The sequence below is a fragment of the Streptomyces sp. NPDC085932 genome, assembly GCF_044540525.1.
Taxonomy (GTDB): domain Bacteria; phylum Actinomycetota; class Actinomycetes; order Streptomycetales; family Streptomycetaceae; genus Streptomyces; species Streptomyces levis.
This window is the reverse complement of record NZ_JBITSJ010000005.1, coordinates 74,348-97,920: the sequence shown is the minus strand read 5'-3', so window position 1 is coordinate 97,920 and position 23,573 is coordinate 74,348. Positions and strand designations below refer to the sequence as shown.

The 23,573-nt window shown below is 74.8% G+C and carries 22 protein-coding genes and 1 riboswitch; of the genes, 9 read left to right on the top strand and 13 right to left on the bottom strand.

Features of this window, described 5'->3' with window-relative positions:
* Positions 1-96 precede the first annotated feature (96 nt).
* Positions 97-978 carry an RNA polymerase sigma-70 factor gene (locus ACIGAQ_RS24485; RefSeq protein ID WP_311682160.1) on the bottom strand — a complete coding sequence of 294 codons (882 nt, stop codon included), beginning with the start codon at positions 976-978 and terminating at the stop codon, positions 97-99.
* Between the two features lie 190 nt (positions 979-1,168).
* Here ACIGAQ_RS24485 and ACIGAQ_RS24480 point away from each other — a divergent pair, with 190 nt between their 5' ends.
* From ACIGAQ_RS24480 to ACIGAQ_RS24465, 4 genes are all read left to right on the top strand, one after another.
* Positions 1,169-1,999, top strand: coding sequence for an alpha/beta fold hydrolase (locus tag ACIGAQ_RS24480; RefSeq protein ID WP_362278740.1), 831 nt, complete (start codon positions 1,169-1,171; stop codon positions 1,997-1,999).
* A gap of 48 nt (positions 2,000-2,047) precedes the next feature.
* Positions 2,048-3,487 (top strand): PLP-dependent aminotransferase family protein, encoded by a 1,440-nt coding sequence (locus ACIGAQ_RS24475; protein WP_399786084.1) that lies wholly within the window; start codon positions 2,048-2,050, stop codon positions 3,485-3,487.
* Between the two features lie 127 nt (positions 3,488-3,614).
* Complete coding sequence (locus tag ACIGAQ_RS24470; RefSeq protein ID WP_399786082.1) at positions 3,615-5,177, top strand: alkaline phosphatase D family protein; 1,563 nt, start codon at positions 3,615-3,617, stop codon at positions 5,175-5,177.
* A 109-nt stretch (positions 5,178-5,286) separates the two neighbouring features.
* Positions 5,287-6,546, top strand: a complete 1,260-nt coding sequence (locus ACIGAQ_RS24465) for a GNAT family N-acetyltransferase (protein ID WP_399786079.1) — start codon at positions 5,287-5,289, stop codon at positions 6,544-6,546.
* Positions 6,547-6,555: 9 nt separating this feature from the next.
* On the opposite strand, the gene ACIGAQ_RS24460 is transcribed toward ACIGAQ_RS24465, so the two are convergent.
* On the bottom strand, positions 6,556-7,773 hold the full coding sequence (locus tag ACIGAQ_RS24460) for a PLP-dependent transferase (protein ID WP_362278736.1): 1,218 nt from the start codon (positions 7,771-7,773) through the stop codon (positions 6,556-6,558).
* 59 nt (positions 7,774-7,832) lie between these two features.
* Here ACIGAQ_RS24460 and ACIGAQ_RS24455 point away from each other — a divergent pair, with 59 nt between their 5' ends.
* The gene (locus tag ACIGAQ_RS24455; protein ID WP_311682166.1) at positions 7,833-8,324 is read left to right on the top strand and encodes an Lrp/AsnC family transcriptional regulator; all 492 of its coding nucleotides are present in this window, start codon (positions 7,833-7,835) and stop codon (positions 8,322-8,324) included.
* Positions 8,325-8,355: 31 nt separating this feature from the next.
* On the top strand, positions 8,356-10,047 hold the full coding sequence (locus ACIGAQ_RS24450; RefSeq protein WP_362278734.1) for a DUF885 domain-containing protein: 1,692 nt from the start codon (positions 8,356-8,358) through the stop codon (positions 10,045-10,047).
* Positions 10,048-10,139: 92 nt separating this feature from the next.
* On the opposite strand, the gene ACIGAQ_RS24445 is transcribed toward ACIGAQ_RS24450, so the two are convergent.
* Both ACIGAQ_RS24445 and ACIGAQ_RS24440 read right to left on the bottom strand, forming a co-directional pair.
* Positions 10,140-10,658, bottom strand: a complete 519-nt coding sequence (locus tag ACIGAQ_RS24445) for an immunity 21 family protein (RefSeq protein ID WP_362278733.1) — start codon at positions 10,656-10,658, stop codon at positions 10,140-10,142.
* 45 nt (positions 10,659-10,703) lie between these two features.
* Entirely contained in the window at positions 10,704-11,177 is a 474-nt protein-coding gene (locus ACIGAQ_RS24440; RefSeq protein ID WP_399786073.1) for a rhodanese-like domain-containing protein, read from the bottom strand.
* 93 nt (positions 11,178-11,270) lie between these two features.
* On the opposite strand from ACIGAQ_RS24440, the gene ACIGAQ_RS24435 reads away from it, so the two are divergent.
* A complete protein-coding gene (locus ACIGAQ_RS24435) occupies positions 11,271-11,717 on the top strand; it encodes an Lrp/AsnC family transcriptional regulator (protein WP_094054352.1) in 447 nt (148 codons plus the stop codon).
* Position 11,718: 1 nt separating this feature from the next.
* On the opposite strand, the gene ACIGAQ_RS24430 is transcribed toward ACIGAQ_RS24435, so the two are convergent.
* The 8 genes from ACIGAQ_RS24430 to ACIGAQ_RS24395 form a co-directional block, all read right to left on the bottom strand.
* Complete coding sequence (locus ACIGAQ_RS24430; RefSeq protein ID WP_399786070.1) at positions 11,719-14,715, bottom strand: AAA family ATPase; 2,997 nt, start codon at positions 14,713-14,715, stop codon at positions 11,719-11,721.
* Complete coding sequence (locus ACIGAQ_RS24425) at positions 14,712-15,875, bottom strand: exonuclease SbcCD subunit D (protein ID WP_399786067.1); 1,164 nt, start codon at positions 15,873-15,875, stop codon at positions 14,712-14,714. The genes ACIGAQ_RS24430 and ACIGAQ_RS24425 overlap by 4 nt, the downstream gene beginning before the upstream one ends.
* A gap of 108 nt (positions 15,876-15,983) precedes the next feature.
* A complete protein-coding gene (locus tag ACIGAQ_RS24420) occupies positions 15,984-16,610 on the bottom strand; it encodes a YigZ family protein (protein WP_311682183.1) in 627 nt (208 codons plus the stop codon).
* Between the two features lie 102 nt (positions 16,611-16,712).
* The gene (locus ACIGAQ_RS24415; protein WP_311682186.1) at positions 16,713-17,255 is read right to left on the bottom strand and encodes a histidine phosphatase family protein; all 543 of its coding nucleotides are present in this window, start codon (positions 17,253-17,255) and stop codon (positions 16,713-16,715) included.
* Positions 17,255-18,007: a hypothetical protein gene (locus ACIGAQ_RS24410; RefSeq protein ID WP_399786063.1), complete on the bottom strand. Its 753-nt coding sequence runs from the start codon at positions 18,005-18,007 to the stop codon at positions 17,255-17,257. Before ACIGAQ_RS24410 ends, ACIGAQ_RS24415 begins: the two co-directional genes overlap by 1 nt.
* Before the next feature lie 56 nt (positions 18,008-18,063).
* Positions 18,064-18,855: an ABC transporter ATP-binding protein gene (locus ACIGAQ_RS24405; protein ID WP_399787122.1), complete on the bottom strand. Its 792-nt coding sequence runs from the start codon at positions 18,853-18,855 to the stop codon at positions 18,064-18,066.
* 218 nt (positions 18,856-19,073) lie between these two features.
* Positions 19,074-20,126: a FecCD family ABC transporter permease gene (locus ACIGAQ_RS24400; RefSeq protein WP_399786060.1), complete on the bottom strand. Its 1,053-nt coding sequence runs from the start codon at positions 20,124-20,126 to the stop codon at positions 19,074-19,076.
* Positions 20,123-21,142 (bottom strand): ABC transporter substrate-binding protein, encoded by a 1,020-nt coding sequence (locus tag ACIGAQ_RS24395; protein WP_399786057.1) that lies wholly within the window; start codon positions 21,140-21,142, stop codon positions 20,123-20,125. The genes ACIGAQ_RS24400 and ACIGAQ_RS24395 overlap by 4 nt, the downstream gene beginning before the upstream one ends.
* 70 nt (positions 21,143-21,212) lie before the next feature.
* Positions 21,213-21,403, bottom strand: a riboswitch (cobalamin riboswitch).
* A gap of 82 nt (positions 21,404-21,485) precedes the next feature.
* On the opposite strand from ACIGAQ_RS24395, the gene ACIGAQ_RS24390 reads away from it, so the two are divergent.
* Together ACIGAQ_RS24390 and ACIGAQ_RS24385 are read left to right on the top strand one after the other, a co-directional pair.
* A complete protein-coding gene (locus tag ACIGAQ_RS24390; protein WP_362278725.1) occupies positions 21,486-21,914 on the top strand; it encodes a CoA-binding protein in 429 nt (142 codons plus the stop codon).
* Positions 21,915-21,979: 65 nt separating this feature from the next.
* Positions 21,980-23,203 carry a 4-hydroxybenzoate 3-monooxygenase gene (locus tag ACIGAQ_RS24385; RefSeq protein WP_399786053.1) on the top strand — a complete coding sequence of 408 codons (1,224 nt, stop codon included), beginning with the start codon at positions 21,980-21,982 and terminating at the stop codon, positions 23,201-23,203.
* A 2-nt stretch (positions 23,204-23,205) separates the two neighbouring features.
* On the opposite strand, the gene ACIGAQ_RS24380 is transcribed toward ACIGAQ_RS24385, so the two are convergent.
* Positions 23,206-23,565, bottom strand: coding sequence for a metalloregulator ArsR/SmtB family transcription factor (locus ACIGAQ_RS24380; protein WP_179272463.1), 360 nt, complete (start codon positions 23,563-23,565; stop codon positions 23,206-23,208).
* Positions 23,566-23,573 lie beyond the last annotated feature (8 nt).

The following is a 23,573-nucleotide window of genomic DNA, read 5'->3' as shown; positions in this document are numbered from 1 at the left end:
GCGACCATAGGGCGGCCCTGATGCTTGGTCAAGACCAATGCCGGGAACGTTCACGGCACCGCAATGAGGCCGTCGCGGGGGCTGTCCCGCGCCGCGTCAGACGGCCAGCGACCGCAGCTTGTCGGGGTTGCGGACGACGTAGACGGCCTGGATGCGCCCCGCGGCGACGTCGAGCTGGAAGACCGAGTCGGGCTTGTCGCCCGACAGGACCAGCACGGCCGGGCCGCCGTTGATCTCCAGGAACCGCACGGAGAAGTCCTGGAGACCCTTGCGCGCGGCGCCCACGAGGAAACGCCCCACCTTGTCGGCGCTCTCCAGCACCCGCAGCGGTGCCCGCGCCTTGCCGCCGCTGTCGCCGACGAGCCGGACGTCCGGGGCCAGCAGCGCGAGCAGCCCTTCGAGATCGCCCTCGGCGGCGGCGGCCAGGAACCGTTCGGTGAGGTCGCGGCGCTGGGCGGGGTCGACCTCGTAGCGGGGCCTGCCCTCCTCGACGTGTCTGCGGGCCCGCCCGGCGAGCTGACGCACCGCCGGTTCTCCGCGGTCGAGCATGGCGGCGATGTCCGCGTACGGGAAGCCGAAGGCCTCGCGCAGCACGAACACCGCCCGCTCCAGCGGTGACAGCGACTCCAGGACGACGAGGACGGCGAGCGAGACGGAGTCGGCGAGCACGGCCCGCTCGGCGGTGTCCGGCGCGGTGGCTGCGAAGTCGGTGACGTACGGCTCGGGCAGCCAGGGGCCGACGTAGGTCTCGCCGCGTGCCTTGATCTGGCGCAGCCGGTCGATGGCGAGGCGGGTGGTGATCCGGACGAGGTAGCCGCGCGGCTCGCGCACGTCGGCGCGGTCGGCGCCGGACCAGCGCAGCCAGGCGTCCTGGACGACGTCCTCCGCGTCGGCCACGCGGCCCAGCATGCGGTAGGCGACGCCCAGCAGGACGGGGCGGTGGGCTTCGAAGACGTCGGTCGCGGTCTCGGTGGTCACGGCTCCATCCCAGCCCACGGCAGCGGCCCTGTCCAGGCGGATTCGCCCCTTCCCGGACAGAACGGCGGCCGGTTCCGATCGGCTTGCGCAACGACGGGCCGCGAAGGGACGCCGTGGGGCTACCCGCCGGTAGCAATTGCTGACAAGCTGTCTACGGCGTTCGTCAGCGAGTCCAGCCGAGGAGCTTCGCATGTCCACCACCGTCTCCTTCGAAGTCGCCACCGCGCACGGCGAGCAGCGCGTGACCCTGGCGTACACGCGCCGGGGCAGCGGCGCCCCGCTCCTGCTGCTGCACGGCATCGGGCACCACCGGCAGGCGTGGGACCCGGTGCTGCCCGCGCTGGCGGCCGAGCGCGACGTCATCGCCGTGGACCTGCCCGGCTGCGGTGAGTCGCCGGCGCTCCCGGACGGCATGGCGCACGACCTGCCCACGATGAGCGCCGTGCTCGTGGCGCTGTGCGCCGCGCTGGAGATCGAGCGGCCGCACGTGGCGGGCAACTCGCTGGGCGGCCTGCTGGCCCTGGACCTGGCACGGGCGCGGCTGGTCCGCTCCGTCACGGCCCTGTCCCCCGCCGGGTTCTGGAACGACGCCGAGCGGCGTTACGCCTTCACGGTGCTCGGCGCGATGCGACGGATCGCCCGGCGGATCCCGCCGCCCGTGGTCGAGCGCCTGGCCCGGCCCGCGCTCGGCCGCACCCTGCTGACCAGCACCATCTACGCCCGCCCGGGCCGCCGTTCGCCCGAGGCCGTGGTCGCCGAGACGCTCGCGCTGGCCCGGGCCCAGGGCTTCTCGGAGACGCTCCACTCGGGCCGGACCGTGCGGTTCACCGACGACATCGTGGGCACGCCGGTCACCGTGGCGTGGGGCAACCGCGACCGGCTGCTCGTCCCGCGCCAGGGCGTGCGCGCCAAGACCGTCATCCCGAAGGCCCGGCTGGTGCGGCTGCCCGGCTGCGGTCACGTCCCGATGAACGACGACCCGGCGCTGGTGGCCCGGGTCGTCCTCGACGGCAGCCGCTGATCCGGCGGCCGCGGCCGGCCGGGCCCGGGAGCATCTAAGGTCTCCCCCATGAGGCCACCGCACAGCGCACCGGGCGGAGATGCCGCGTCCGCCGCCTGGGAGCTGCTGCTGCCGGCTGCCGCGGCACCGGCACGCACGCGTGGCCGTTCTCTCCAGGCGGCGTTGCGCGAGGCGGTCCGCTCGGGCCGGCTGGCACCGGGCACCCGGCTGCCGTCGAGCCGGGATCTCGCGGCCGACCTCGGCGTGTCTCGGGGGCTCGTCACGGAGGCGTACGAGCAGCTGACGGCGGAGGGCTATCTGCGCAGCGGCCGGGGCGCCGGGACCTGGGTGGGCGCGGCCGTGCGCGCGGCGCCGCCGCGTGCGCACGACCCCGCCCCGCGCGCGCCCGGCGCCCGCGCCGACTTCGTGCCCGGGACCCCGGATCTGGCGCTCTTCCCGCGCGCGGCGTGGGCGGCCGCGCAGCGCGGTGTGCTGGCCGAGCTGCCGCACCACGAGCTGGGATATCCGGATCCGCGCGGCCTGCCCCGGCTGCGCACCGCGCTGGCCGAACTGCTGGCCCGGCGGCGGGGCGTGGTGGCCGACCCGGAGCGGATCGTGGTCGTCTCCGGGGTCGCCCAGGCGACGACCCTGCTCGGTTTCGCGTTGCACGCGCGCGGGGTGCGCACGGTCGGGGTGGAGGATCCCGGCAGTCCCCAGCACGACGCGCTGTACGCGGCGGCCGGGGTCGACGCCGTGCCGGTGCCCGTGGACGGCGAGGGACTCGCTCTGGAGCCGCTGCGGGCTTCGGGCGTCCGGGCCGTGGTGACGACCCCGGCCCATCAGTTCCCCACCGGCATCGCCTACTCGGCCCGCCGCCGTGCCGCGCTGCTGGACTGGGCGCGGTCCGTGGACGGCATCGTCCTGGAGGACGACTACGACGGCGACTTCCGCTACGACCGCGCCCCCGTCGGCGCCCTCCAGGGACTCGATCCGGACCGCGTCGCCTACACGGGCTCGGTCAGCAAGTCGCTCGCGCCCGGGCTGCGGCTGGGCTGGCTGCTGGTGCCGGAGTCGTGGATGGACGGCGTCGTGGAACGCAAGCGCACCATGGACCTCGGTCATCCGGCTCTCGACCAGGCCCTGTTCGCCCGTTTCCTGGAACGCGGCGACTACGACCGCCAGTTGCGCCGCTGCCAGCGTGCCTACCGCGAGCGGCGCGACGCGCTGGCCGCGGCTCTGGACGCGCACTTCCCCGGCTCACGGGTGTCCGGGATCGCCGCGGGACTGCACGTCATCGCCACGCTGCCGGAGCGGTACGGCCCCGAGGAGCGCTTCCTCGCGCGCGTGGCGGCGGCCGGAGTGGCGGTACGCCCGCTGTCGGCCTACGCCCATGCCCCCGGCGAGGACGCCGGGGCGAAGGAGACACGGCTCGTCCTGGGCTACGCGCACGTGCCGCCCGCCCGGATCGCCGAGGGCGTGCGGCTGATGGCGCAGGCCGCCACCGGCTGACGCGGACGCCCCGCCGGGTTCCCCCGCCGCGCGGTCGGTTGTTCACTTGGGGTTCGCGTGTGCGCTGCGGCGGCCCAGTAGGTGTGGGTCTGCACACTGGCCGGATCCCGTCCCTGGAGGCGTATCCATGTCCCACCGTCCGTTCCCCGGGCGCCGTAGCGTCCTGCGCGGTTCCCTCGCCGCGTCGGCGGCCCTGTCCCTGCCCACCGCGCTCGGCGCGGCGCCCGCCTTCGCGCGCTCGGGTCGTCCCGGCGCGGCGTGGGGCGTCCAGACGGGAGACGTGACCTGCGACTCCGGGCTGGTGTGGGTGCGCTCCGACCGGCCGGCCCGGATGATCGTCGAGACGTCGGCGACCGAGTCGTTCCGCACTCCGCGCAGATGGCACGGCCCGCTGCTGGGCTCCGGCACGGACTTCACCGGCACGACCCGGCTGCGCGGCCTGCCGTCCGGCGAGCAGATCCACTACCGCGTGCTGCTCGCCGACCCGGACGACCCGCGCCGCACGGGTGAGCCGGTCACCGGCACCTTCCGCACGGCCTCCCTGAAGCGCCGCGACGGCGTCCGCTTCGTCTGGTCCGGCGACCTGGCCGGCCAGGGCTGGGGCATCAACCCGGAGTTCGGCGGCTACACCATCTACAACGCGATGGCCGCCCTGGACCCCGACTTCTTCCTGTGCAGCGGCGACAACATCTACGCCGACGGCCCGATCAGCGAGACCGTGACCCTGCCCGACGGCCGCACCTGGCGGAACATCACCACCGAGGAGAAGTCCAAGGTCGCCGAGACGCTCGGGGAGTTCCGCGGCAACTTCCGCTACAACCTGCTCGACGAGAACCTGCGCGCCTTCAACGCCCGCGTGCCGTCCGTCATCCAGTGGGACGACCACGAGGTCACCAACAACTGGTACCCGGGCGAGGTCCTCACCGACGCCCGCTACACCGAGAAGCGCGTCGACGTCCTCGCCGCCCGGGCCCGCCGGGCGTTCTCGGAGTACTACCCGATCTCCACGCTGCGCCGCCCCGACGGCCGGGTCTACCGGGTGCAGCGCCACGGCCCGCTGCTGGACGTGTTCGTCCTGGACATGCGCACCTACCGCAACGCCAACTCCCCCGGCACCCAGCCCGTCGACGCGCAGGGCATCCTGGGGCGCGAGCAACTGGAGTGGCTCAAGCGCGAGCTGTCGCGCTCGCGGGCGGTGTGGAAGGTGATCGCCTCGGACATGCCGCTCGGCCTGGTCGTGCCGGACGGTACGGACATCGAGGCCGTCGCCCAGGGCGACCCCGGCAAGCCGCTCGGCCGGGAACTGCAGATCGCCGAGCTGCTCCGGCACATCAAGCACCGGCGGATCACCGGCACGGTGTGGCTGACCGCCGACGTGCACCACACCTCGGCCCAGCACTACCAGCCGTCGAAGGCCGCCTTCACCGACTTCGAGCCGTTCTGGGAGTTCGTCTCGGGCCCGCTCAACGCCGGCGCCTTCCCGGCGAGCGCGCTGGACGCCACCTTCGGCCCCGAGCGCGTGTTCGTGAAAGCCCCGGCGACCGCCAACGTCTCGCCCGCGGGCGGCTACCAGTTCTTCGGCGAGGTCGACATCGACGGCGGCAGCGGCGAGCTGACGGTACGTCTGCGCGAGCAGGACGGCACCGTGCTCTACACCAAGGTCCTCCAGCCGGGCCGGGTCGGCCAGTAGGCACGGAACGCAACGTTTGAAGGGTCGACAAAGGGGGGAAACTGGGCCCTTTACCCTCTGGTCACAGTGCGTTCTCGATCACGCAACACCGTTCCGTCACAGTGGGTGCATGACGCGAGAAGTGACCCACGTACCGCACCGGAACGACGACCGCCGCCCCGCCACCCCGTGGCAGCGGCTCGCGGAGGCGTTCCGGGCACGGCGAACACGACGCCACGAACACGCGCCGCCGACGAGTGATACCGAGTCCCCGGCACCGGAGCCGGTGCCGGGGGCGAACACCCTGTGGCGGATGCGGACCACGGTGAAGGACGAACCGGGATCGCTGGCCGTCCTGTGCGCGGCCCTGGCCGGGCACCGGGTCGACATCCTCAGTCTTCAGACGCATCCACTGGCGGCGGGCACGGTGGACGAGTTCCTGCTGCGGGCCCCCGGCGAGCTGCCGTCCTCCGTGATCACCGCGGCGGTCTCGTCGGCCGGCGGCAGCGACACCTGGATCGAGCGGGCCGACGCGCACGACCTGGTGGACGCGCCGACCCGGGTCCTCTCCCTCGCCGCCCGCACCGCCCTGGACGCGGCCGAACTGCCGCTGGCGCTGCGCCAGTTGCTGGGCCGGTGCACCATCCGCTCGCGGCCCGCGCCGGCCGGTGGCGAACGGGGACCGGGAGGCCTCCCCGTGGAGGGCGCCCTCGACGACACGGTGATGCGGCTGCGCGCCCCGGAGGGCGGAGTGATCACGGTCGAGCGGCCCTATCTGCCGTTCACGCCGACCGAGTTCGCCCGGGCCCGGGCCCTGGTGGAGCTGGACGCCCGGCTCGGGCCGCGTGTCCCGCGCGGCCGGGACGTGCTGACCCTCGCCGAGGGCAGCGACATCACCGTGCGGCGGGCCGACCCGCGCGATCTCGAAGCGGCCCGGGCGATGCACGGCCGGTGCTCGGCGGGCACGCTGCGGCTGCGGTACCACGGGCCGGTCCGTGACGCGGACCGGTACCTCAACCACCTGCTGAGCCCGCGCTTCGGCCGCACCCTCGCCGTGCAGACCGCCTCCGGGCGGATCGTCGGACTCGGTCACCTCCTGTGGGACGGGGACGAGACGGAGGTCGCGCTGCTGGTGGAGGACGCGTGGCAGCGGCGGGGTGTGGGCGCGGAGCTGCTGGGACGGCTGGTCGCGCTGGCCCGCGAAGCCGGGTGCGCCAGTGTGTACGCCGTGACGCAGTCGTCCAACACGGGCATGGTCGCCGCGATGCGAGGGCTCGGGTTGCCGCTCGACTACCAGGTCGAGGAGGGGACGCTGGTCATCACGGCGCGGCTGGACGAGTCCGTGGTGACGACCGGTGCGGAGGAACTGGGCAGCGCCTCCGCACCGTAGGGGCGTGCCTCAGTGGGCGGGCGCGGGCGCGCGGTGGCTGGTCGCGCCGTTCCCCGCGCCCTTTTCGGAGCGCTTCAGGGCCTGGTCGAGATCCGACCAGAGGTCCTCCACGTCCTCCAGGCCCACGGACATGCGCAGCAGCCGGTCGCCGACACCGGCCCCCCTGCGGTCCTCCGCGTCCACGATGCGGTGGCTGATGGACGCCGGGTGCTGGATGAGGGTGTCGACGCTGCCGAGGCTCACGGCCGGAGTGATGAGGCGGACCCCGGCGATGACCGCATGGGGGTCACCGTGGACCTCGAAGGCGACCATGGCGCCGCCGATGCGGGGATAGTGCACCCGGGCCACGCGCGGGTCGGAGGCGAGACGGCGGGCGAGTTCGGCGGCCGTGGCGGACGCGGCCCGCACCCGGACGGGCAGGGTCGACAGGCCCCGCAGCAGCAGATAGCCGGCCAGCGGGTGCAGCACCCCGCCCGTCGCGAACCGCACCTGCCGCAGCCGGCCCGCGAACTCCTCGTCGCAGGCGACCACACCGGCCAGCACGTCCCCGTGCCCGCCGAGGTACTTGGTGGCGCTGTGCAGCACCAGCCGCGCCCCGTGTTCGGCCGGGCGCTGGAGCACCGGCGTGGCGAAGGTGTTGTCCACCAGCAGCGGCACCGAGCCGCAGGCGTGCGCCACGGCCCGCAGGTCGACCTCGGCGAGGGTGGGATTGGCCGGGGACTCCACCAGGACCAGACCGGTGTCCGGGCGCAGCGCGTCGGCGACACCGGCCGGGTCGGTCCAGGTCACCTCGGTGCCCAGCAGCCCCGCGGTCAGCAGATGGTCGCTGCAGCCGTACAGGGGACGCACGGCGACGACGTGGCGCAGGCCCATCGAGCCGCGCACGAGGAGGACGGCGCTCAGCGCGGCCATGCCGCTGGCGAAGGCGACCGCCGCCTCGGTGCCCTCCAGGCGGGCCAGCGCGGTCTCGAAGCGGGCGACGGTCGGGTTGCCCAGCCGCCCGTACACGGGCGGGCCGTCCGGCTCGGCGCCGGTGGTGGCGAAGGCGTCGATCCGGGCCGCCTCGCCTCGGCTGTCGTACGAGGGGTAGGTGGTGGACAGGTCGATCGGCGGGGCGTGCAGGCCCTGCCGGGCCAGGTCGTCCCGCCCGGCGTGCACGGCCTCGGTGGCGAGTGCTCGCTTCGTGGTGCGTACGTCGTCGTGCGCGTCCATGCTCGCTGTGTCCATGACGGCAGGGTGAACACCGAACGGGCTCCGCAGGGCGGACCCCGTGCTACGTTCGGCCGATGGCCGAATCTGTCGTACTGGACCCGGTGGACCTCCATCTGCTGCGGCTGCTGCAGAACGACGCCCGGGCGACGTACCGGGATCTCGCCGCGCAGGTCGGGGTGGCGCCGTCGACGTGTCTGGACCGGGTGGCCCGGCTGCGCCGCTCGGGGGTGATCCTCGGGCACCGGCTGGAGCTGGATCCGGCCAAGCTGGGGCGCGGTCTGGAGGCCCTGCTGTCGGTGCAGGTCCGGCCGCACCGGCGGGAGCTGGTCGGGCCGTTCGTGGAACGGATCCGGGCGCTGCCGGAGTCGCGGACCGTCTTCCATCTGACCGGGCCGGACGACTACCTGGTCCATGTCGCGGTCGCCGACATGGCGGATCTGCAGCGGCTCGTGCTGGACGAGTTCACAGCACGGCGGGAGGTGGCGCGGGTGGAGACCCGGCTGATCTTCCAGCAGTGGGAGTGCGGGCCGCTGCTGCCGCCTTCGCCCACGGCTCAATCCGCGTGACGTGCGCGGTGCGCCGTACGAGGATGGCCGCATGTCTGAGATCAAGAGCCCGCTGCCCCGTGAGGTCGCCGACGCGTACGTCGACGAGCTCATCGCCCTCGACCCCATCACCGGTACGTTCCTCGGCGCGCCGGAGAGTTCCAGCAGGCTGCCCGACACCTCGCCCGCGGGCCAGGAGGCGCTCGCGGAGCTGGCACGCCGGACACTGGCCCGGCTGGACGAGGCCGAGCGGCTGCCCGGCGCCGACAGCGACATCGAGCGCCGCTGCGGCCGGCTGCTGCGCGAGCGGCTCACCGCCGAACTGGCCGTGCACGAGGCCGACGAGAGCCTGCGCTCGGTCAGCAACCTCAGCTCCATCGCCCACGCGGTGCGCCAGGTGTTCACGGTGACGCCGGCGCAGACCGAGCAGGACTGGGCGGCGATCGCCGAGCGGCTGCGCGGGGTGCCGGCCGCCCTGGAGGGCTACCGGGAGTCCCTGGCGCTCGGTCTGGAGCGCAAGCTGTACGCCGGACCCCGCGCCACGGCGACGTTCGTGACGCAGCTCGGCGAGTGGGCCGACGCGGACGGGCAGGGCCACGGCTGGTTCGAGCAGTACGCGGCGGCCGGACCCGAGTCGCTGCGGTCGGAGCTGGACACCGCTGCCCGGGCGGCCACCGGGGCCGTGGTGGCGCTGCGGGACTGGATGCGGGACGTGTACGCGCCGGCGATCGAGGGCGCGCCGGACGTGGTCGGGCGGGAGCGGTACGCGCGCTGGGTGCGGTACTTCAACGGCACGGACCTCGACCTGGACGAGGCGTACGCCTACGGCTGGTCCGAGTACCACCGTCTCCTCGGCGAGATGAGGGCCGAGGCGGAGAAGATCCTGCCGGGCGCGGCCACGCCGTGGGTGGCCCTGGCCCACCTCGACGAGCACGGGACGCACATCGAGGGCGTCGACGAGGTGCGCGACTGGCTGCAGGGCCTGATGGACGAGGCGATGGACGCGCTGGACGGCACGCACTTCGACCTGGCCGAGCGGGTGCGCCGGGTGGAGTCGCGCATCGCGCCTCCGGGCAGCGCCGCGGCCCCCTACTACACACCGCCGTCGGACGACTTCTCCCGGCCGGGCTGCACCTGGCTGCCGACCATGGGCAAGGACCGCTTCCCGGTGTACGACCTGGTGTCGACCTGGTACCACGAGGGCGTGCCCGGCCATCACCTGCAGCTGGCCCAGTGGAAGCACGTGGCCGAGGACCTCTCCCGGTACCAGGCGAGCGTCGGCATGGTGAGCGCCAACGCCGAGGGCTGGGCCCTGTACGCGGAGCGGCTCATGGACGAGCTGGGCTTCCTGACCGACGCCGAGCGCCGGCTGGGTTACCTGGACGCCCAGATGATGCGGGCCGTGCGCGTGATCATCGACATCGGCATGCACCTGGAGCTGACGATCCCGGACGACTCGCCCTTCCACCCCGGCGAGCGCTGGACGCCCGAGCTGGCGCAGGAGTTCTTCGGCGCGCACAGCAGCCGGCCGGCGGACTTCGTCGAGAGCGAGCTGACCCGCTACCTGTCGATGCCGGGCCAGGCCATCGGCTACAAGCTCGGCGAGCGGGCCTGGCTGCTGGGCCGCGAGAAGGCCCGCGAGCGTCACGGCGACGCCTTCGACCCGAAGGCGTGGCACATGGCGGCGCTGTCCCAGGGCTCACTGGGGCTGGACGACCTGGTGGACGAGCTGTCGCAGCTGTAGCTGTCCCGCCGGTGCTCCCGGGGGGCGGCGTCCCCGGACGGGCGCCGGTCCGTCGTGGCCGGTCGCGCAGTTCCCCGCGCCCCGGGGCGTTCTCAGCGCGGCGGCACGAGGCGGAGCCGGACGAGGTCCAGCCAGGTCTCCGGGCCCGGCTGGACCCGCGCCGCGCCGACCGCGTAGGTACCGGGTTCCAGGGCGACCCGGACCTGGCCGGAGCCCGTGAGACCCGTTCCGGGCCAGGCCGCGTCGAAGAGGCGGACGGGCCCGGGCACCTTCCAGGTCAGCTCGGGTCCCCACTCGGCCGTGGCGGCCGCCGAGGGAACGCTCGCCAGCACCTCCTCCTCGGAGTCGGCCGCGCACCAGCGGACGAACAGGCCGTGGCCGGGCAGGTACGCCGTCGCGGCCGGTTCGTCGCCCAGGACGAGGGCGGTGCCGTCGCCGACGGGCAGGAGCCCGGCCTGTCCGTCCACCTCGCAGGCCCGGTCGTAGTCCGACGCCGTCTCCTCGCCGTCGGCGCCCGCCCAGAACGGCAGGACCGTCTCGGGCACCGCTATCAGCGGCCCGCCGCCCGACTCCACCCACTCCACGACGCCCGGTTCCGCGTATCGCACCATGGCGCAAGAACCTACAGGGTCAACTCGCGGAAAAAACACGGGGGTTCAGCAGCCGCAGTCCCCGGACTCCACGGGGGCCGTCAGCGGGTCCGGCTCGCGGCGCTCGCGTCCCTGCCAGGTCTCGAACACCAGGCCCTCCCGCACCCAGTACTCGAACCCGCCGAGCATCTCCTTGACCCGGTAGCCGAGTTCGGCGAGGGCGAGGGCCGCCCGGGCGGCACCGTTGCAGCCCGGACCCCAGCAATACGTCACGACCGGCACGACCGGGTCGAGGAGCCGGCCGGCCTGCTCGGCCATGAGCGCGGTCGGCAGGTGCAGGGCGCCGGGGACGTGGCCCTGGTCCCAGGCCTCGGTGGAGCGGGAGTCGACGAGGACGAAGCCGGGGTCGTCGCCGGACGCGAGTGCGGCGGCGACGTCGGAGACGTCGGCGTGGAAGGCGAGGGAGGCGCGGAAGTGGGCGGCGGCCTCGGCCGGGGCGGCGGGGGCGACACGCAGGACGGGGTTCACGGTCGTGGTCATGACCAAAAACTACGGCCGCCGACGCGCTTCCAGAAGTGAGGATCCGCTGCGTTCTGCTTGATCCGGCGGGGATTCCCCTGCTATTTCTCGGTGATGACCGCGTATTCCCCGGACGCCACCGACTGGCGCATCCTCGACGTCCTCCAGCGTGAGGGCCGGGCCAGTTTCGCCGAGCTGGCCCGTGCCGTCTCCATGTCCGCGAGCGCGGTCACCGAACGGGTGCGGCGGCTGGAGGAGGCCGGCGTCATCCAGGGCTACGCAGCGGTGGTCGACCCGGAACGGCTCGGTCTGCCGATCCTTGCGTTCGTGCGCCTTCGCTATCCGACCGGCAACTACAAACCCTTCCACGACCTCGTCGCCGCGACGCCGGAGATCCTGGAGGCTCACCACGTCACGGGTGACGACTGTTTCGTCATCAAGGTGACGGCCCGCTCGATGCGCCACCTGGAGGAGGTGTCCGGGAAGATCGGGGCGCTGGGCTCGGTGACGACGAGTGTCGTGTACTCCTCGCCCCTCCCCCGGCGCCCCCTGGGCCGCTGACTCAGCCGGTGCCGCGCTGCCGCAGCACCGAACCGGACCGGCCCTTGACGACCTCCAGCTGCGCGTGGATGCGCCGCCGCAGGTCGGGCACGTGGCTGACGATGCCGACGCTGCGGTCGCGTTCGCGCAGCGCGTCGAGGACGTCGAGGACCTCGTCGAGGGTCTGGTCGTCGAGGCTGCCGAAGCCCTCGTCGATGAAGAGGGTGTCCAGCCGCACTCCTCCGGCCTCGTCGGTCACGACGTCCGCGAGGCCGAGGGCGAGGGCGAGGGAGGCGAAGAACGTCTCGCCGCCCGACAGGGTCGCCGTGTCACGTTCGCGGCCGGTCCAGGCGTCCACGACGTGCAGTCCGAGTCCGCTGCGGCCGCGCCCCGTGCGGTCGTCGGAGTGGACGAGGGTGTAGCGGCCGGACGACATGCGCAGCAGCCGTGCGGTCGCCGCCGCGGCGACCTGTTCCAGCCGGGCGGCCAGGACGTACGACTCCAGGCGCATCCGGCGTTCGTTGTCCGCCGAGGTGCCGGCCGTGAGCCCGGCCATGCGGGCGACCCGGTCGTGCTCCTCGCGCAGCGGGGCGAGCCGGCGCACGGCCTGCGCCGCCCGGGCGGAGAGCCGGTCCAGTTCGGCGCAGCGCCGGCCCGCGGCGTCGTGGGCGGAGGCGGCCTCGCGCACCCGGCGGGCGGCCAGGTCTGCGGCCTGCTCCGCCGACTCGACGTCGGCCGGTGGTTGCCGGGCCGCTGCGGCCGTGTCGGCCTCGGCGAGGACGGCCCGGACGGCGGCCTCCTCGGTCTGCCACGCGTCGAGCCGGTGCTGCAGTGCGCGGTGGGCGGCGGGGTCGAGCAGCGCGTCGGCCGCCGCCTGCGGGGTCTCGAATCCGGCCCGGAAGGCGGCGTCCGCGAGGCGGGCGTCGGCGTCCTTGAGCCGCTGGGCGGCGTCCTCGGCGGCGCGGGCGGCGTCGGCGGCGTCCGTGAGCAGCGTGGTACGCCGCTGGAGCTGCGCGGCCCGCGCGGCGACGCTGTCCAGGGCGCCCCGCGCGTGGTCCAGTTCCTCCTGGAGGGCGGCGCGTTCGCGGTCGAGCCGCTCCCGGTGACCGACCCGGGCGGCGGCCCGGACGGCGGTCTCCTGCCGGGCGGCGACACGGCGCTCGTGTTCCTGCCCGGCCTGCCGCAGCCGCTCCTGCGCGGCGTGCAGTTCGGCGGCGCCCCCGCGGGCGTGCGCGTACTGCTGCTCCAGTTCCTCGGCCTCCCGGGCGAGCTGCCCGGTGGGGGTGTCACCGGCCTCGGCGGTGGCGGCGGCGAGCGCCTCGCGGACGACACCGAGCCGCTGCTCGTGCTCGGCGCGCTCCTCGTCGGCGCGCCGGTAGGCGGCGAGCGCCCGCTCCTCCGCCTCGCGGTCGACGTGCCCGGCGACCTTGCGGGCGGGGGCGGGGTGCTCGGTCGCGCCGCACACGGAGCAGGGCTCCCCGTCGCTGAGCTGTGCGGCCAGCTCGGCGGCGATGCCGGTCAGGCGCTGTTCCTTGAGCTCCAGCCAGTGCTGCTGAGCACGCAGCGCCGCCTGCTGCGCGGAGCGGACCTGCTCGACGGCGCGTTCGGTGTCCTCGGCGAGCTGGTCACGCAGCCGCGCGGCCGTCAGGCGCTGCCGCGCGGGTTCGCGCCGGACGGCGAGCTGTTCGGCGAGGGAGGCGGCCCGCTGGGCGGTCTCGACCCGGTCCTGGAGGGCGGCGCGGGTCTCCTCCCAGCCGTCGAGCCAGGCCTCGGCCTCCTGGAGGAGGTCGGCGTCGGCGCGCTCCTGGCGGTCCAGGCCGGTGCGTTCGGCGTGGAGTTCGGCCAGGCGCCGTTCGGCGCGGCGGGCGGAGTCCAGTCCGCCCAGTTCCTCGGCCGCCCGGCGTGCGGCGGCGGCGAGTCCGGCCGCGCCCTCGGCGGCGAAGCGCTCGGGCAGCAGGGCACGCGCGCGTGCCTCGGCGTCGGCCGCCCGGCGGTGTTCGGCCTCGGCGGATTCCCGCAGGTCCAGGGCGGGGGCCACGGCCTCGGCCTTGCGGGCCCGCTCCATGAGCGCCTGTGCCTGACGGTACGCGTCGGCGCCCTGTTCCAGACGTGCCGCCTTCTCCCGCGCGTCGGCGAACCGGCGCTGCAGCCGGGCGAGTTCGCGGACGTCGTCCAGGGCACGGCCGGTGGCGGCCTGCGCGGACTCGGCGGCGGCGAGCCGGCACGCGGCGACGGTGAGCTGCTCCCGGGCGGTGCTGCGGGCGACGGCGGCGGCGCTCAGCACGGCCTCGGCGAGCCCGGGTTCGCCGGGGGCCAGCTCCGGCAGCTCCATGGCCTCACCCGCGGCCTGCTGCATGCGGTGGGCGTCGGCGAGCAGGGCGGCGTCGCCGTCGCGGACCCGGGTCTCGGTGGCCCGGCGGCGTTCGGCGAGGCGCTTCTCCACGTCGGCGAACCGGCGGGTGTCGAAGAGGCGGCCCAGCAGCTTGCCGCGGGCCTCGGCGTCGGCGCGCAGGAACCGCGCGAAGTCGCCCTGGGGCAACAGCACGACCTGGCAGAACTGCTCCCGGCTCATGCCGAGCAGTTGGGTGATCTCCTCGCCGATCTCCTGGTGGGAGCGGCTGAGGTCCTTCCAGGTCCCGGCCGCCGCGTCGTACTCGCGCAGCCAGGTCTGGGCCTTGTCCACCGTGGTGCCCGTGCCGCGCTTCTTGGGACGCTCCCAGGGCGGCTGGCGGGTGACCTCCAGACGGCGTCCGGCGACGGTCAGTTCGAGGGTGACCTCGGTGCGGGTGGCCGGGGCGGCGTGGTCGCTGCGCAGGGTGGTGCCCTGCCCGCCGCCCTGCCGGGCCCCGGGAACCGAGCCGTAGAGGGCGTAGCACACGGCGTCCAGGACGGACGTCTTGCCCGCGCCGGTCGGCCCGTGCAGCAGGAACAGCCCGGCCGCCGACAGCGCGTCGAAGTCGACGGTCTGGGTGCCGCCGAAGGGCCCGAAGGCGGTGACCGCGAGCCGGTGGAGCCTCACCGGGCCACCTCCCGTACGGCCTCGTCGGACCGCACCGCGTCGAAGGCGTCGCGCAGGACGCCCTGTTCGTGCGCGTCGGGTCCGGCGCCGCGCACGTGGGCGACGAAGTCCTCGGCGATCTGCTGGTCGCTGCGGCCGGCGAGGCGGCGGGCGTAGGACACCTCCGGGTCGTCCTCGGCCCGGTCCGGGGCGAAGACGAGGCTGAGCGTGTGCGGGAAGCGCTCGGTGAGCCGCGCCATCGGCTCCGCCGGGCGGACCGGGTCGGTGAGCGTCGCCTCGACCCACGCCTCCTCGTGCCGGGCCAGCTCCGGGTCGGCGAGGAGGTCCTCCAGGGCGCCCCGGATGCGGGCCAGGGGGCGCGGCACCGGGCAGTCGACGCGCTCGGCGGTGACGGAGCCGTCGGCGGCCAGGTCGACGAGCCACATGCTCTTGCGGTGCGCCGCCTCCGAGAAGGAGTAGGGCAGCGGGGAGCCGGAGTAGCGGACGCGGTCGGTGAGGGTCTGGCAGCCGTGCAGATGCCCGAGCGCCACGTAGTCGACGCCGTCGAACACCCCGGCGGGCACCGCGGCGACGCCGCCGACGGTGATGTCCCGCTCGCTGTCGCTGGGTTCGCCGCCGGTGACGAAGGCGTGCGCGAGGACGACGGAGCGGGTGCCGGGGGCGCGGCCGGCGAGGTCGGCCCGGACCCGGTCCATGGCGGCGGCGAGCACGGCCTCGTGCCCCGCCTTCTCCACCCCGAACTCGTCCCTCACCAGGGCCGGTTCGAGGTAGGGCAGTCCGTACAGGGCGACGTCCCCGTGGGCGTCGGACAGCACCACCGGGGTGCCGGCGGCCGACGGCTCGGTGCGCAGATGGATGCCGGCCCGTCCGATCAGGCCGGCGCCGACGCCCAGCCGGCGGGCCGAGTCGTGGTTCCCGGAGATCATCACCGTCGGCACGCCGAGGTCCGCGAGGCGGTGCAGGGCGTCGTCGAACAGCTCGACCGCGGCGAGCGGCGGCACCGCCCGGTCGTACACGTCTCCCGACACCAGCACCGCGTCCACGCCCCGCTCCCGCACGGTCGTGACGAGGTGGGCGATGAACTCGGCCTGGGCCCCGAGCATGTTGACCCGGTGGAACGCCCGGCCGAGGTGCCAGTCGGAAGTGTGCAGCAGTCTCATGATCCCCCGAGACTATCCGCCGGGCCTGACAGCACGGGCGGTTACTCCCGTATCGACCGTCATCTCCCGCCACCGGCGCGCCCCTTATGACCGCTTCGGGGTGGAACGTCAGGCGTCTCCGTACGCCTCGCCGCCCGGCTCGAAGCGGGCCGTGCCGGAGGTCACGTCGGCGAGCCAGGCCCGGAAGGGCGCGACCTCCGTGTCCGGGAGGGCGATCTCGATGGTGACCGCCTCGGCGTAGCGCACGTCCCGGACCTGGCGGCCGCCGGCGCGCAGGTCGTTCTCCAGCTTCCCGGCCCGCTGGTGGTCGACGGTGACGGTGGCGAGGCGGAACCTGCGGCGGGTGCGGGTGCCGACGGCGTCCAGGGCCTCGCCGACCGCCCCGCCGTACGCCCGGATCAGACCGCCCGCGCCGAGCTTGACCCCGCCGTAGTAGCGGGTGACGACGGCGACGACGTACCGCATGTCGCGGCGCAGCAGCATCTGGAGCATGGGGACGCCGGCGGTGCCGCCGGGTTCGCCGTCGTCGGAGGCCTTCTGGACGGAGGCGTCGGCGCCGATGACGTAGGCCCAGCAGTTGTGGGTGGCGTCGGCGTGCTCCTTGCGGACCGTGGCGATGAACGCCTGGGCCTCCTGCTCGGTGGCCGCCGGCGCGAGGGCGCACAGGAACCGGGAGCGGTTGACCTCGGTCTCGTGCACGCCCGCGTGGGCGACCGTGCGGTATTCGTCCTGCATCGGGCCAGCCTAAGCCCCTGGTCAGGGGCGGCGGCCCGGCCGGTACCGTCCGCATGCGGCGGCCGGGAGTGCGCCACGGCCGCGCCGTCCGCCGGACGGCGGCTACTTCTTCGCGCCCCGGGGCACCGTGACCGACGTCAGCAGGGCCGTGCCGGGGCCGAGGTCCCGCCAGGTCGTGCCGCGCCAGGACAGGACGGCGATCGCCGACGTGGGGAACTTGGTGCGGACCCGTTCCAGGGTGTCGTCGAGGCCGTCGCCCGCGAGGGCGAGGACCAGTTCCTCCAGGCCGGGGTTGTGGCCGATCAGCAGCAGCGTCTCCACCTCGGCGGGCACCTCGCGCACCACGGTCAGCAGGCCGGCGGGTCCGGCGGCGTACAGGCGGCGGTCGTGGCGGACCGGCGGGGGCGTGCCCCACTCGGCGGCGGCCAGTTCCCAGGTGCGGCGGGCGCGTACGGCGGTGGAGCACAGGGCCAGGTCGGGCAGGCAGTCGGCCTCGGCCAGGGCCCGTCCGGCCGCGGGGGCGTCACGGCGGCCCCGGGGCGTCAGCGGGCGTTCGTGGTCGGCGACGTCCACGGGCCAGGCGGACTTGGCGTGCCGCAGCACCACCAGGCGGCGCAGCGGACCGGTACCGGCACGGTCGATCATCAGGAGCTCCCCAGGTCGCGGGTGAGGTCGAGGCCGAGGAGGCGGTCGGCGTGGGCGTAGGTCTCGAAGCGGGCGCCGTCCGGCAGGTCCGGGTCGCTCTCCACCCGGCGCAGCACGTCCAGCACCCCGGGCACGTCCAGGTCGTCCTCCCAGGCGTGGCGCAGGCGTCTTCGCACGTCGTCCGGGACGGGCCGGGACGGGCTGCGGGCCCACCGCGCGACCGCGGTGCGCCAGCGGGCGAGGGTGGCGGCGGCCTCGGCCAAGGCGGCCTCGTCCAGCGGGACGCCGGCGCTGTGGTGCCGGGTCAGCAGGGCGAGCCGCAGGACCGCGGGGTCGGCGGGGTCCGGCGGACCGGGCCGCACCGGCGCGACCGCGATCCGGACCCCGTCCGGTGCCGCCCCGCCCTCGGCCGCGACGTGGACGGCCTGGGCCTCGCCGAGGCCGGCGCCGACGTCGTGGCTGTCCTCGAAGGGGCGGATGCCGAGGGCCGTGGCCCGGGCGAGCAGCTCGGCCTGGCGGTGACCGCCGGTCAGCAGGGCCCACACGGGCGTGCCGCCGATCTCCAGCGCCCGGGCGAGGAGGTCCGCGACGAGCAGCACCCGCAGGTGTGTCGGGTCGGAGCCGGGCGCGTGCGCCTCGACTCGCGTCAGGCCCCGGCGGGCCGGGGCGGCGTCGGCCGGCTCGCCGGTACGGGCGTCGATGATGCGCAGCACGAGGCGAGCGTAGGCGGGCGGGCGCGGACGCGCAGTCATGCGCGCCGTTTTCGGTCACCCCGGCGTACCCGCCCGGGCCCCGGGCCGGCCGTCGCTCAGTCCAGCGTGCCCAGGAACCGCACGTGGGGGCGCCCGTCGGGACCGTCCGTCCGGACGGCGGCCCGCACCCCGTACACCTCGGCGATCAGTTCCTCCGTGAGGACGCCGGCCGGGGTCCCGCCCGCGACGACCCGGCCCGCGCTCAGCACGACGACCCGGTCGCAGTACATCGCCGCGAGGTTGAGGTCGTGCAGCGCGACGACGGTGGTGACCGGCAGCCGCGCGACCAGGGCGAGCAGGCCGAGCTGGTGGTGGATGTCGAGGTGGTTGGTGGGCTCGTCCAGGAGGAGCTCGCGCGGTTCCTGGGCGAGCGCGCGGGCGATCTGGACCCGCTGGCGCTCGCCGCCCGAGAGGGTGTGCCAGCGCCGGCCGGCCCGGTCGGCGAGGCCGGTGCGCTCCAGGGCGGCCCGTACGGCGCGCTCGTCGTCCGCCGAGGCGGAGGCCCAGGCCCGCCGGTGGGGGATGCGGCCCAGCCGTACGACGTCCTCGACCGTCAGCTCGACCTGGGTGTCCGCGTGCTGCTCGACGACGGCGAGACGGCGGGCGACCGTGCGGCGGGGCAGGTCGCCCAGTGGGCTCCCGTCGAGCGTGACGACTCCCGCGGTCGGCGCGAGCAGCCCGGCCAGCAGCCGCAGGAGCGTGGACTTGCCCGAGCCGTTGGGGCCGAGGACGCCGAGCGTGGAGCCGGGCTCCGGCGCGAGGACGACGTCGTCGAGGATCAGACGCCCGTCGGTCCGGCGCCCGACCCGTTCGGCCCGCAGCCCGTCCACACTGTCCGCCGCGTCCATCCGGTCGGCCCGCAGCCCTTCCAGACCGTCCGCACCGTCCACCCGGTCGGCCCGCACCCCTTCCCCACCGTCCGCACCGTCCACCCGGTCGGCCCACAGCCCTTCCCCACCGTCCGCACCGTCCACCCGGTCGGCCCGCCCGGCCTCCGGCCCGACGGCACGGTCGCCGGGCCGCTCGGCCCGCCCGTCGGCGTTGCCCGCCGTCGCCTCCGCCCCGCTCACCGTGTCCTCCGGGTCCGGTACAGCACCGCCACGAACGCCGGGACCCCGATCAGCGAGGTCACCACACCCACCGGCACCTCGCGCGGATCGAGCACGGTCCGGGCCAGAGTGTCGACCCACACCAGGAAGACCGCACCGGCCAGTGCCGTGACCGGCAGCAGCCGGACGTGCCCGGGCCCGGCCAGCGCCCGCGCGGCGTGCGGCAGGACCAGCCCGACGAAGCCGATGGCGCCGGCCGAGCTGACCAGCGCCGCCGTGAGCAGGGCCGTGACGCAGAGCAGTACCAGGCGGGTGCGGGCCACGGACACCCCGAGCGCGGCCGCCGCGTCCTGCCCGAAGGCGAAGGCGTCGAGGGTCCGGGCGTACGCGAGGCACACCACCAGCGCCAGGGCCAGCACGGCCAGGCACAGCCACACGTCGGTCCAGCCGGTGCCGCCGAGCGAGCCGAGGAGCCAGAACAGCACGCCCCGGGTCGTCTCGGCGTCGGCGGAGGTCATCACCACGAAGGACGTGAGCGCCGAGAACAACTGCATGGCCGCGACCCCGGCGAGGACCACCCGGTCGGTGGTGCCGCCCAGGGTGTGGCTGAGCAGCAGCACCAGCGCGAAGGAGACCAGGGCCCCGAGGAAGGCCCCCGCGGAGACGGAGACGGCACCGCCGCCCGCGCCGAGCACGACCACGAGGACCGCGCCGGTGGAGGCGCCCGAGGAGACCCCGAGCACGAACGGATCGGCGAGCGGATTGCGCAGCAGCGACTGCATCACCACGCCGCACACGGCGAGTCCGGCCCCGCACACGGCGGCGAGCAGGGTGCGCGGCAGCCGCAGCTGCCAGACGATGCCGTCCCGGATCGGTGTCAGGCCCGAGCTGCCGAGGCCGAGATGGGCCGCCACGACCGACCACACGTCACCGACCCGGATGTCGGCGGGCCCGATCGTGAGGGTCACGGCGAGGGAGGCGACGAGCGCGAGGACCCCCGCGGCGCCCAGGGCGAGCCCGGCCCCGCGCCGGCGCCGGGCCCCGGCGTCCGGCAGGCCCGGGGCGGTCACTTCACCAGCCCGAACCGGCGCAGACCGGCGGCGACTCGTTCCACGCCCTCGACCGTGCGGATGGTCGGGTTCATGGCCTGCCCGCTGAGCAGCACGTACCGCTTGTGCCGGACCGCGGTCATGTTCCTCGTGACCGGGTCGGACTCCAGGAAGGCGATCTTCCGGGCGGCCGACTCGGCGGTCTGCGACTTGCGGGTCAGGTCGCCGATGACGAGGACGTCGGGGTCGCGGTCGGCGACCGTCTCCCAGTTGATCTGCGGCCACTCCTCGTGGGTGTCGTCGAAGACGTTCTTCGCACCGAGGGAGCGGGTGATGATGCCGGGCGCCCCACAACAGCCCGCCATGTAGGGCGACTCGGAGTTGGCGAACCAGTACAGGAGGGTCACGTCGGAGGCGTCGACACCCGCGGTGGCCTTCTCCATCCGCTGCCGGAGGGAGGCCACGAGCTCGTCGCCGCGTTCCTTCACGCCGAAGACGGCCGCGAGGTCCCGCACCTCGCCGTAGACGGTGTCCATGCCGAGTGCCTTGTCGCGGGCGCCGTCGCCGCCGCCCGAGTTGTCCTTGCCGGCGCAGTCGGACGGGGAGACGTAGGTGGGGACGCCGAGCTTCTCGAACTGCTCGCGGGTGGCGACGCCGCCCCGGCCGAGGGTGGAGACGAAGGAGGCGGTGACGAAGTCGGGGTCCGCGTCCAGGACCCGCTCGAAGGAGGGGTTGTCGTCGGCGATGCGCGGCACGCGCGCGTTGGCTTTCTCCAGCCCTTTCATCACGGGGTCGGTCCAGGTGGCCGTGCCCGCGAGGCGGTCGGCGAGACCGAGGGAGAGCAGGATCTCGGTGGTGCCCTGGTTGAGGGAGACGGCGTGCCGCGGCGGGGCGTCGACCCGCACCTCGTGACCGCAGTTGCGCAGGGAGACGGAGGCGGCCTTCGCGGAGGCGGGCTTCGTGTCGCCGCAGCCGGTCAGGAGCAGGGAGCCGGCCGCGAGCAGGACGGCGGCACGGGCGGGTGGGGCGAGGGGCACGGGGAACCAGTCCTCAGTCGTCGAGGGCCCGATCGCGGAGCCCGGTCGTACGGTGCTCCCCCGCCGCGCACCGGCCGCGGGGGCCGCCAGCAGGTCTTCGGACTCGGGTTCACCCGGAACGGAGCGCCTTCCCGGACGTCCGTGCAGGAGTCCAGTGGCCGAGGCCCCGCCCGTCCCCCTCACCGCTGCGCGTCAGTTCCGGATTCGCACCGGATTCCCTGACCCACGTACATGGGTTCGACTGGCCTCGGCAAGCTATCACGGCGCCTGCGCGGGAATCACCGCGCGTCCCGCGTCGTTGCCGGGACAGCACTTCGTTCACGACGTTCCGAGGAGGCCGCCGGTGTACGGCGACGAGGCAACGGTCCGCAGGATCCTCAACGAGCTCGGCGACACCTGGGCCGTGGTGGGCCTGTCGTCGAACCGGCAGCGCGCGGCGTACGGCGTCGCGGCCGTGCTCCAGCGCTTCGGCAAGCGCGTCGTGCCGGTGCACCCGAAGGCCGAGACGGTGCACGGCGAGCAGGGGTACGCGAGCCTGGCGGACATCCCCTTCGAGGTGGACGTCGTGGACGTGTTCGTGAACAGCGAGCTGGCCGGGGCGGTCGCGGACGAGGCGGTCGCCAAGGGCGCCAAGGGCGTCTGGTTCCAGCTGGACGTCGTCGACGAGGCGGCGTACGAGCGCACCCGCGCCGCCGGCCTGGAGATGGTGATGGACCGCTGCCCGGCGATCGAGATCCCGCGGCTCGGCCGGGACGGCGCTCAGGGTTCCTGAGGCGCTTGCCGGACGGGCGTCCCGAACGTGCCCGTCCGCGGGGCCCGGCCTCCATAATGAGCGGCATGACCGAGCTCCCGCCGCCCGCCGGCCCAGGCGCCCCACCCCGCTTCCCGGTCGTGATCGTGGGCGCCGGCCCCGCGGGGCTGACCATCGGCAACATCCTGCGGGCCGCCTCGGTGGACTGCCTGGTCCTGGAGACCGAGACCCGGGAGTTCGTCGAACAGCGGCCCCGGGCCGGGGTCATCGAGGAATGGGCCGTGCGCGGCCTGGAGAAGCGTGGTCTCGCCCGTAACCTGCTGGACCGGGCGGAGCTGCACAGCGCGTGCGAGTTCCGCTTCGACGGGGAGCGCTACCGCTTCCCCTACGGGGAGCTGACGGGCAGCCATCACTTCGTCTACCCGCAGCCGTTGCTGGTGACGGACCTGGTCCGGGAGTACGCCGACGTGCGCGGCGGCGCGATCCGCTTCGGCGTCCGGGACGTACGGCTCCACGACCTCGACTCCGACCGGCCCTCGGTGTCGTACGTCTGCCCGGACACGGGCGAACGGCGGGTGGTGCGGACGGAGTTCGTCGCCGGGTGCGACGGGGCGCGCGGGGTGACCCGGGCGTCGCTGCCCCCGGACCGGGTCCGGATCGCCCGGCACGACTACGGCATCGGCTGGCTGGCGCTGCTCGCCGAGGCGCCGCCGTCCACGGACTGCGTGCTGTTCGGCTGTCACGCCCGCGGGTTCGCCGGGCAGATGCCGCGCAGCCCCGAGGTGACCCGCTACTACCTGCAGTGCCCGCCGGGCGACGATCCGGAGAACTGGCCGCACGAGCGCGTATGGGCGGAGCTCCGGGAGCGGCTCGGGGCGTCCGGTGCGCCGCCGCTGGCGGAGGGGCGGCTGATCGAGAAGCGCGTGCTGGACATGCACGACTACGTGGTCGAGCCCCTGGTGCACGGTCGGCTCTACCTCGCCGGCGACGCGGCCCACCTGGTCGCCCCCATCGCCGCCAAGGGCATGAACCTCGCCCTGCACGACGCGTTCCTGCTGGGCGACGCCCTGACGGACCGTCTGACCAGGGGCGACGACGGCGGCCTGGCGGGCTACGCCCGGGCGTGTCTGCGGCGCGTGTGGGACTACCAGGAGTTCTCCCAGTGGCTGTCCGAGGTGTACCACGGCACGGCGGCGGGCGACCCGTTCCGGGCGGGCACCACCCTGGCCCGGCTGCGCCGCCTGTTCACCTCGCCCGCCGCGGCGGCCGCCTTCGCCGAGCAGTACCTGGGGACGGCCGCGCGGTACTGACCTCAGTCGTGCGCGGGGTGGTCGCCGAGCCGGTGGTCGGCCACGTTCAGCGCCTCGTCCACCAAGCGGCGCAGATGGCCGTCGCGCAGTGAGTAGACGACGCGGCGGCCTTCCTTCCGCGTGTTCACCAGGCCCGCGAGCCGCAGGCGCGCCAGGTGCTGGCTGACCGCCGGGCGGGCCGCCCCGCACGCCTCGGTGAGCGTGGTGACGTCGGCCTCTCCCCCGGTCAGGGCGTGCAGCAGGGCGAGCCGGGTCCGGTCACCGAGCAGCGCGAGGAGTTCGGCCGCGAGTGCGAACTGCTCCTCGCCCGGGCTGCGCGGATGCGCATGGTGCGCAGGTGACAGGTGCATGCGTGCGCTCATACGCACAT